The sequence below is a fragment of the Stenotrophomonas maltophilia group sp. RNC7 genome (genome assembly GCF_030910085.1).
GTDB lineage: Bacteria > Pseudomonadota > Gammaproteobacteria > Xanthomonadales > Xanthomonadaceae > Stenotrophomonas > Stenotrophomonas sepilia.
On record NZ_JAVFVN010000424.1, the window covers coordinates 1 to 3,050 of the forward strand.

Annotated in this window: 2 protein-coding genes; both read right to left on the reverse strand. The window is 60.0% G+C overall.

All coding sequences use genetic code 11. The annotated features are described in order from the left end of the window. Positions 1-38 precede the first annotated feature (38 nt). Positions 39-1,550: a DUF853 domain-containing protein gene (locus RCF13_RS07265; RefSeq protein WP_308141019.1), complete on the reverse strand. Its 1,512-nt coding sequence runs from the start codon at positions 1,548-1,550 to the stop codon at positions 39-41. A 215-nt stretch (positions 1,551-1,765) separates the two neighbouring features. After that, positions 1,766-2,704, reverse strand: a complete 939-nt coding sequence (locus RCF13_RS07270; RefSeq protein WP_151602343.1) for a cytochrome c — start codon at positions 2,702-2,704, stop codon at positions 1,766-1,768. Positions 2,705-3,050: the final 346 nt, after the last annotated feature.

Here is a 3,050-nt window from a genome sequence, read left to right on the forward strand (position 1 = left end):
CTTACTGCCTTACTGCCTTACTGCCTTACTGCCTTAAATTACCTCTTGAAGCTGCCGAGGATCCCGCGCACGAGCGCACGCCCGAGCGAATTGCCGACCGAGCGGACGACGGATTTCATGGCTGCTTCCGCCACCGTCTGGCGGCCGGAGCGGCGACCGGTGCCGAGCACTGTACCGGCGAGCTCACTAAAAATGCCGCCGCCGCCTTCTTCCTCTTCCTTGGTCTTTTGCTGGGCTGCCGCTGCATTCTGCGCCTTGCGGGCCAGCATTTCGAAAGCGGAATCGCGATCCACGGCCTGATCGTACTGTCCGGCGACCGGGCTTGCGGCGATGATCTTCGCACGTTCTTCCGGCGTCAGCGGCCCGATGCGTGAAGAGGGCGGGCGGATGAGCGTGCGCTGCACGATGGAAGGCACGCCTTTTTCCTGCAAGGTGGAGACCAGCGCTTCCCCCGTGGCAAGATTGGTGATCGCCTGAAACGTGTTGAAATCAGGGTTCGGGCGGAACGTGTCTGCTGCGGTCTTCACGGCATTGGTCTCGCGCGGCGTATAGGCGCGAAGCGCGTGCTGCACGCGATTGCCAAGCTGCGCCAGGACGGTTTCCGGCACGTCGAGCGGGTTCTGCGTCACGAAATAGACGCCGACGCCCTTGGAACGGATCAGGCGTACAACCTGCTCCACGCGATCGATCAGCGCCTTGGGCGCTTCGTCGAACAGAAGGTGGGCTTCATCGAAGAAGAAGACCAGCCTCGGCTTGTCGGGATCGCCGATTTCGGGCAATTCCTCGAACAGTTCCGACATCAGCCAGAGCAGGAATGTGGAATATAGCCGCGGGCTCATCATCAGCTTGTCGGCGGCGAGCACGCTCACCACGCCGCGCCCGTCGGTGGTGGTGCGCATCAGGTCCGAAATCTTGAGCGCCGGTTCCCCGAAGAATTTCGAGCCGCCCTGCTGGTCGAGAACCAGAAGCGAACGCTGGATCGCGCCGACCGAGGTCTTGTTCACATTGCCGTACTTTCCGGAAAGCTCTGCCGAGCGCTCCGCCATCTCGGCAAGGATCGCCTGCAGGTCCTTGAGGTCCACAAGCAACAGGCCTTCTTCGTCCGCCAAACGGAAAGCGATGTTCAGCACGCCTTCCTGCGCGTCGGTCAGGTTCATCAGGCGAGACAGCAGCAGCGGTCCCATTTCGGAAATGGTTGCGCGGACGGGATGACCCTGTTCGCCGAAAATATCCCAGAAGATTACAGGGGCTGCGCGCATTTCATACGGGTCGAGCTTGATTTCCGCCGCACGCTTGAGGAGCCCGTCATTTTGAACGCCGACCGCGCCGATGCCGGAAAGGTCGCCCTTGATGTCGGCGCAGAAAACGGGGACGCCCGCCGCCGAAAAGCTTTCGGCCAGAACCTGCAGCGTGACCGTTTTGCCGGTGCCGGTAGCACCGGTGACGAGGCCGTGACGGTTGCCGTATTTCAGCGCTAGATATTCCGGCTGCTGGTAAGAGTCGTCTGGCTTGCGGCTCGCGCCAAGAAAAATAGCGTCTTCGGCAGTCATCAGGCGGCTTGCTCCCTCTGTTCAACTCACTTTAGAGCATAATCCGATCGGAGTGAAACGAGGATCGATAAGATTATGCTTTCAATAAAAGAGTTTAGAGTTCGTTTCGATCTGATTCAATCGGATCGAAACGAACTCAAGCATATAAACGCTGCTCGTCGTCACGACAAGGAAAAGCCCTGAACGAACTGACGGGCGCAGCTTGCGACTCGACCTCAGCGGGCCGGATAACCGTTCGGATGCGCCGGAATGGCTTTCAGATAGGCGGCAATGGCATTGCGATCCGCCTCGGCGAGATGGGCCATGTTCGCAACCACATCGGTCATCGATCCGCCGAGCGAATCGAAATCCGGGGTGAAGCCGCTCTGCAGCGCATAGGCGATGTTTTTCTCGCTCCAGCCGCCAATGCCTGCTTCTCCCGGCGTGATGTTCGGCACAACGCCTCTTTTCCCGTCGCTGCCGGTCTCGGGCGATAATGCCCCTGCGAGCCATTGCCCCTTGTCCAGCCCTCCGATGACATTGCGCGGCGTGTGGCATTCACCGCAATGACCAAGGGCCTCGGTCAGATACTGGCCGCGCTTCACCTGATCGGAGGCATTTGCGATTTCCACCACGGGCTGGTCTGACAGGTAAAGCTGTTTCCAGAGGCCCAGTCCGCGCCGGATGTTGAACGGGAAAGAAAGCCTGTGCGGCGCCGTTGCATTGTCAGACGGCGGCAGCGTTTTCATAAAGGCGAAGAGATCGGCCACGTCCTGCGGCTGCATTCTGGTATAGGATGTGTAGGGGAAGGACGGATAAAGATGTTCGTTCTGCTTGCCGACGCCTTTCAGCATCGCATTGGCGAAATCATGGATCGTCCAGGTGCCGATCCCCTGCTCGGACGGGGAGATATTGGGCGCGATGAACGTCCCGAAATCCGAAACCAGTTCGTGCCCGCCCGCCAGAACCTTGCGCGCATCGCCGGTTGCACCGGGGGCCGCGTGGCAGGAGGCGCAGCCGCCCGCCCAGAAAACCTGTTCGCCCTTGACCGGATCGCCCGGTTCCATCGCATCCAGAACGGTTTGGCTCACCTTCTGCGGCGTGGTCAGAATCCAGAAAGCTGCGGCTCCAAGGACGACCACGGCGCCTGCGACATATGCCAGTTTTCGGACCATTTCATCCGTTCCCGTCTGGCGGTTCCGACGATTGCGGACCGCTCTTATGGCTGTCATTCAGCACGCCAGCTTCAATGCGCGGAAGCGCCGGAGCAGCACCGCACCCAACTGGAAATGCTTTTGCGCACCGAATGTTTCCGTCCGGTGCGCGCGGTGTCAACCGTGAAGATCAGTTCTTCTTGACGCGATAGACCTGGTGGCAGGAACCGCAATTGGCTGCAACCTGCTGGAAGGCGGACTTCAGCGCATCCAGATCCTGCGGCTTGGCAGCCAATGCAGCCGCGGCGTCGGTGCGGAATTTTTCAACGTGCTTGACGAAATCGTCCTTGTTTTCCCAGATTTTTGG